The sequence below is a fragment of the Streptomyces sp. MZ04 genome (assembly GCF_004684775.1).
Classification (GTDB): Bacteria; Actinomycetota; Actinomycetes; order Streptomycetales; family Streptomycetaceae; genus Streptomyces.
Window position 1 is genome coordinate 1 of record NZ_SRIC01000399.1, and the last position, 6,016, is coordinate 6,016.

7 protein-coding genes are annotated in these 6,016 nt (G+C 68.9%); 4 read left to right on the forward strand and 3 right to left on the reverse strand.

Annotation, left to right across the window (positions count from 1 at the left end; all coding sequences use genetic code 11):
* The first annotated feature begins 93 nt into the window (after nucleotides 1–93).
* From E2651_RS40320 to proC, 3 genes are all read left to right on the forward strand, one after another.
* Nucleotides 94–915 carry an ABC transporter ATP-binding protein gene (locus E2651_RS40320; protein WP_135336243.1) on the forward strand — a complete coding sequence of 274 codons (822 nt, stop codon included), beginning with the start codon at nucleotides 94–96 and terminating at the stop codon, nucleotides 913–915.
* Nucleotides 912–1,649 carry an ABC transporter permease gene (locus E2651_RS40325; RefSeq protein ID WP_135336244.1) on the forward strand — a complete coding sequence of 246 codons (738 nt, stop codon included), beginning with the start codon at nucleotides 912–914 and terminating at the stop codon, nucleotides 1,647–1,649. The genes E2651_RS40320 and E2651_RS40325 overlap by 4 nt, the downstream gene beginning before the upstream one ends.
* A gap of 105 nt (nucleotides 1,650–1,754) precedes the next feature.
* A complete protein-coding gene (proC, locus tag E2651_RS40330; protein WP_135336245.1) occupies nucleotides 1,755–2,567 on the forward strand; it encodes a pyrroline-5-carboxylate reductase in 813 nt (270 codons plus the stop codon).
* A 37-nt stretch (nucleotides 2,568–2,604) separates the two neighbouring features.
* Here the strand turns inward: proC and E2651_RS40335 are convergent, their stop codons facing one another.
* Nucleotides 2,605–3,189 carry a cysteine hydrolase family protein gene (locus E2651_RS40335; protein WP_135336246.1) on the reverse strand — a complete coding sequence of 195 codons (585 nt, stop codon included), beginning with the start codon at nucleotides 3,187–3,189 and terminating at the stop codon, nucleotides 2,605–2,607.
* Between the two features lie 74 nt (nucleotides 3,190–3,263).
* Between E2651_RS40335 and E2651_RS40340 the strand changes: the two genes are divergently transcribed.
* Entirely contained in the window at nucleotides 3,264–4,271 is a 1,008-nt protein-coding gene (locus tag E2651_RS40340) for a helix-turn-helix domain-containing protein (RefSeq protein WP_135336247.1), read from the forward strand.
* On the opposite strand, the gene trpS is transcribed toward E2651_RS40340, so the two are convergent.
* Nucleotides 4,226–5,236: a tryptophan--tRNA ligase gene (gene trpS / locus E2651_RS40345; protein ID WP_135336248.1), complete on the reverse strand. Its 1,011-nt coding sequence runs from the start codon at nucleotides 5,234–5,236 to the stop codon at nucleotides 4,226–4,228. The two genes, E2651_RS40340 and trpS, sit on opposite strands and share 46 nt — an antisense overlap.
* A gap of 429 nt (nucleotides 5,237–5,665) precedes the next feature.
* On the reverse strand, nucleotides 5,666–6,016 hold a 351-nt coding region (locus tag E2651_RS44870; RefSeq protein ID WP_209446374.1), incomplete at its 5' end, for a hypothetical protein.

Below are 6,016 nucleotides of genomic sequence, written 5' to 3' on the forward strand. Positions count from 1 at the left end.
CCCCCACCGACCGCCCCCCTCTGAAGGGCGGTTCCCGTCGTGGGCAGGGCTACCCCTTGACGCCCCTGCCCCCCGGCAAGCAATAATCATCGCATGATGAATAATCGCCCACCCGCGATCGAGGCAAAGGACCTCTCCGTAACCCGAGGCCCCCGCCAAGTCCTCCGCAACCTCACCTTCGCCGTCCCTCCAGGCCAGATCACCGGCCTCCTCGGTCCCTCCGGCTGCGGCAAATCCACCCTGATGCGCGCAGTCGTCGGTACCCAGGCCAAGGTCACCGGCACCCTGCAGGTCCTCGACCGCCCCGCAGGCGCCCGCGAACTCCGCTCCCGCATCGGCTACGTGACCCAGGACCCCTCGGTCTACGACGACCTGACGATCCGCCAGAACCTCGACTACTTCGCCGCCATCCTCGACCCCGGCCCCGGCCCCGCCGCCCAACGCCGCCACGAGGCCGTCACCCGAGCCATCTCCGACGTGGACCTCACCTCCCACGCCGACTCCCTGGCCGCACACCTCTCCGGAGGCCAACGCAGCCGCGTCTCCCTCGCGGTGGCCCTGCTCGGCACGCCGGAACTCCTCGTGCTCGACGAGCCCACCGTCGGCCTGGACCCCGTACTCCGCCGCGACCTGTGGAACCTCTTCCACACCATCGCCGCCGACCGCGGCGCCACGATCCTCGTCTCCTCACACGTCATGGACGAGGCCGAACGCTGCCACCGCCTCCTCCTGATGCGCGAAGGCGAACTCCTCGCCGACGACACCCCCGACGCCCTGCGCACCCGCACCGGCCGCGAAACGGTAGAAGCGGCCTTCCTCCACCTGGTCGACCAGGCAAACGCGACCCAGAGCGAGGCGAACGCACCCCAGAGCGGCCGGCGCGACGAGAGCGACCCGAGCAGGAGCCCCCGATGAACACCCACCGCACCCTCGCCACCGCGGCCCGCGTCCTACGACAGCTCCTCCACGACCCCCGCACCATCGGCCTGATGCTCCTGGTCCCCTGCGTGATGCTGCTGCTCCTGCGCTACGTGTTCGACGGCAGCCCGCAGACCTTCGACTCCATCGGCGCCTCGCTCCTCGGCATCTTCCCCCTCATCACGATGTTCCTGGTGACCTCCATCGCCACCCTGCGCGAACGCACCTCCGGCACCCTCGAACGCCTCCTCGCGATGCCCCTCGCCAAGGGCGACCTGATCGTCGGCTACGCCATCGCCTTCGGCACCCTCGCCGCCATCCAGTCGGTCCTCGCCACCGGCCTCGCCCTCTGGGCCCTCGGCCTGGACGTCACCGGCTCCGCCTGGCTGCTGCTCCTCGTCGCCCTCCTCGACGCCCTGCTCGGCACCGCGCTCGGCCTCTTCGTCTCGGCCTTCGCCGCCTCCGAGTACCAGGCCGTCCAGTTCATGCCGGCCGTGATCTTCCCCCAGCTCCTCCTCTGCGGCCTGTTCACCCCGCGCGACCAGATGCAGCCCGCCCTGGAGGCGGCCTCCAACGTCCTGCCCATGTCGTACGCCGTCGACGGCATGAACGAAGTCCTCCGCCACACCTCCGTCACCGGCGACTTCGTACGCGACGTCGTCATCGTCGCCGGCTGCGCCGCACTCGTCCTCGCCCTGGGCGCCGCCACCCTCCGCCGCCGCACGGCCTGACCCACACCAATGCGAGGATGACCCCACCCAGCCGAACCGGCGCCCCACCGAACCGCCGATACCGCTGGCCGAACCGCTGACCCGCACATGGAGGGTGACCCACACATGCCCCAGCCCGTCGCAGTCCTCGGCACCGGCAAGATCGGCGAGGCCCTCCTCAGCGGAATGATCAGGGCCGGCTGGGCCCCCGCCGACCTCCTCGTCACCACCCGCCGCGCCGAACGAGCCGCGGAACTCCGCACCCGCTACGGCGTCGAGCCCGTCAGCAACGCCGAGGCCGCCAAGCAGGCCGACACCCTCATCCTGGCCGTCAAGCCGCAGGACATGGGCCGCCTCCTCGACGAACTCGCCCCGCACGTCGCCCCCGACCGCCTGATCATCAGCGCCGCCGCCGGCATCACCACCTCCTTCATCGAAGAACGCCTCGCCGACAACACGCCCGTCGTCCGCGTCATGCCCAACACCCCGGTCCTCGTGGACGAAGGCATGTCCGTCATCTCCGCCGGCAGCCACGCCACCGCCGCCCACCTCGCCCACACCGAGGAGATCTTCGGCGCCGTCGGCAAGACCCTGCGCGTCCCCGAGACCCAGCAGGACGCCTGCACGGCCCTCTCCGGCTCCGGCCCGGCGTACTTCTACTACCTCGTCGAAGCCATGACCGACGCGGGCATCCTCCTCGGCCTGCCCCGCGACAAGGCCCACGACCTGATCGTCCAGGCCGCGATCGGCGCCGCCGTGATGCTCCGCGACAGCGGCGAACACCCGGTCAAGCTCCGCGAGAACGTCACGTCCCCCGCCGGCACCACGATCAACGCCATCCGCGAACTCGAGAACCACGGCGTACGAGCAGCCCTCATCGCCGCCCTCGAAGCCGCCCGCGACCGCAGCCGCGAACTGGCCTCCGGCAACAACACCTGACCCCCTCGGCGCCGGGGGCCGACCGCCCCCGGTGACCTCACTTCGCCCCGGCGACGACCTCCGCCGTCGTCACCACCCGCGCAAAGCCCCCACCGTGCAGCGAAACCGCCGACGCCTGCGCCAACTCCTCCGCGGTACGACGCCAGCCGAACGGCCCCTCCAGGTCGAACGTATGCGTGGCATCCAGCGCGAACAGCACCTCGTACCCCAGATTCCCTCCCATCCGTGCCGTCGTCTCCGCGCACATGTTGGTCTGGATCCCCGCCACCACGAACTGCGAGATCCCCTCCGCCTTGAACCAGGCGTCCAGATCCGGCGTCCCGTAGAAGGCCGAGTTCACGGTCTTCGTCACGAACAGCTCCGCCCCCGCCCCCTTCCCACGCCGCTCCTCGACGTACTCCTTGAAGTCGTTGCCCTCGTACCCGGGCCGCAGCGGCGACTGCGGCTTCGGCGAGTCATGCCGCACGAAGACGACCGGACGCCCCGTGACCTGCCAGGCATCGATGAGCGAGGCGATGTTCCCATCGGCCCCCGGGTTGTTCCGCGGTCCCCAGAACTCCTCCTCCTCGAAGCCCTTCTGCACGTCCACCACGACCAGCGCTGCGTTCTCTGCGATCTCCATGACGACGATCCTGCCGCCACGAGCCCCCTCGCCCCAGAGGGGTGGAAGCCATCGATCGATGGTTTACTGCCACCGTGCCCCAGCCTTCCGACACCCCCACCCCCCAACGCATCGCCCTGCTCGCCTTCCCCGGCATCCGAGCCTTCGACGTCTCCGTCATCACCGAGGTCTGGGGCACCGACCGCACCGACCGAGGCGTACCCCCCTTCGACCTCCGCCGCGTCGGCGCCGACCCCGCACCCGTACCGATGCGTGGCGCCCTCACCCTCACCCCCGATCGCACCCTCACCTGGCTGACCCGCCTGAACGGCACCGACCTGATCGTCGTCCCCGGCCTCGACGACCACGTCACCCCCGCACCGGCGCCGCTCCTCGAAGCCCTGCGCCAGGCGCACACCCGAGGCATCACCATCGCGGCACTCTGCGGCGGCGCCTTCACCCTCGCCCAGGCCGGCCTCCTCGACGGCCGCCGAGCGATCACCCACTGGAACCTCGTCGACCTACTCCGCACCCATCACCCCCTCGTCACCGTCGAACCCGACGCCCTCTTCATCGAGGACGACAACATCTGGACCGCCGCAGGCACCGCCGCCGGCATCGACCTCTGCCTGCACCTGGTCCGCACGGCCCACGGCTCGGAAACAGCCGCCACCATCGCCCGCTCGATGGTCACAGCCCCCTTCCGCACCGGCACCCAGGCCCAGTTCATCGAGCACCCCACACCGCGAGCCGACCGCGACGCCGATGCCCTCGCCTCCGTACGCGAATACGCCCTCCGTCACCTCCACGAACCGCTCACCGTCACCGACCTCGCCACCCGGGCAGGCATGTCGGCGCGTTCCTTCGCCCGTCGCTTCACCGCGGCCACCGGCACCACCCCACTGCGCTGGCTACTGGACCAGCGCCTCGCGGCCGCACAGAAGCTCCTAGAACGCACCGACCTGCCCATGCCCGAAGTGGCACGCCGCGCGGGCTTCGGTAGTGAGGTCACGATGCGCCAGCACTTCGCCTCGCGCCTCACCACCAGCCCACGCGCCTACCGCGCCTCGTTCACCGGCGGCAGCAGGCCGATCGCGCGATAGGCGGCGTCCACCGTCGGCTTGGACATCCCCCTGGCCCGCTCGGCCCCCCGCCGCAGCACCTCCTCCAGATACGCGGGATCCGCAACCAGCTCCTTGTGCCTCTCCTGCACGGGCCTGAGCAGTTCCACCACGGCTTCGGCGGTGTCCTTCTTCAATGCTCCGTACGACTCATATACACCGCTCAAGCCGTCTGGGTTCCCACCCTCACAAGCGGCCAGGATCTCCAGCAGATTCGAGACCCCCGGCTTGGCCTCCCTGTCGTACACGACCTCGCTCCCGCTGTCCGTGACAGCGCGAAGGATCTTCTTCCGGATCACGTCGGGCTCATCGAGCAGATAGACGATCCCGGCCCCGGCCTCGTGGGACTTGCCCATCTTCGACGTCGGATCCTGCAGATCCATGACCCGCGCCGCCACCTTGGGATTCACGGCCCGCGGCACCACGAACGACTGCCCGTACCGCTGGTTGAAACGCACGGCCAGATCCCGGGTGAGCTCGACGTGCTGCGTCTGGTCGTCCCCGACCGGCACCTCGTCCGCCCCGTACGCCAAGATGTCCGCCGCCATCAGCACGGGATAGGTGAGCAGCGACAGCCGCACACTCCCGCCCCGGGCCTGCTCCCGCGCGGACTTCTCCTTGTACTGGATCATCCGCCGCATCTCGCCGTCCGTCGCGACGCACTCCAACAGATACGAGAGCCGGGCGTGCTCGTCCACATGACTCTGTACGAACACCGTGGCCCGCTCGGGATCGATCCCCGCCGCGAGCAGCAGCGTCGCCGCCTGCCGACTGAGTCTGCGTACCCGGCCGGGATCGTGCTCCACGGTGAGGGCGTGCAGATCGACGATGCTGAACAGCGCGTCGGCCCGGTGCTGGTCAACCTCCGCCCACTGGCGTACGGCACCCAGATAGTTCCCGAGGGTCAGATGTCCTGTCGGCTTGACCCCACTGAAGATCCGCGTCATCTCTGCCTCCTGATCGGGCCCGCCGACTCGACGGCCGGGCTCCGGGTCCTCCAGGGAGAGAAACACGAACGGCCGCCGAGGCGGCGGCCGTTGGGTACATGCGTATGTACGGCCGCCCTCAGGCGGCCCACCACAGTTGGGTGTGCGCATGCGTAGTCACGCCTCCCACCGTAGCCTCGCGGGAGGCCCCGCGGCGTGAGGTTGACACACCCCGACCGGATACGTAGTGTTCTCCGAGTTGCCCGACGTGAGCGTCGACCACATGGTCGGTCCCCGGGCAGCCATTCCGCAACAACCATTCAAGCGATCGACGTCGTGTCTCTTTGCTGACCCGTCGTCCGTTCGTTTTCATGCGCGTTTGCGAAATGAGGAATCCGCGTTCGAAAGGGCGCCCCCGATTAGGTCGGGAGCCAGGAATCCGCTAATGTCTCACTCGTCGGAACGGCCCAACAGCCGGGAAGACACGGCAATAAACATCCGGCTTCGCCGGGTGGCCGCTGACTGGAAATCAGGCCCGAAAGGATCTGATAGAGTCGGAACCGCCGGAAAGGGAAACGCGAAAGGCCGAGAGGCCGGAGCGGAAACCTGAAAGGCACCGAGGAAATCGGACACGAAAGAGTCTGATAGAGTCGGAAACGCAAGAACAAAGAAACACCGAAGGGAAGCGCCCGGAGGAAAGCCCGAGAGGGTGAGTACAAAGGAAGCGTCCGTTCCTTGAGAACTCAACAGCGTGCCAAAAGTCAACGCCAGATTGACAACCCCGTCTCGGCCGTCATGGTC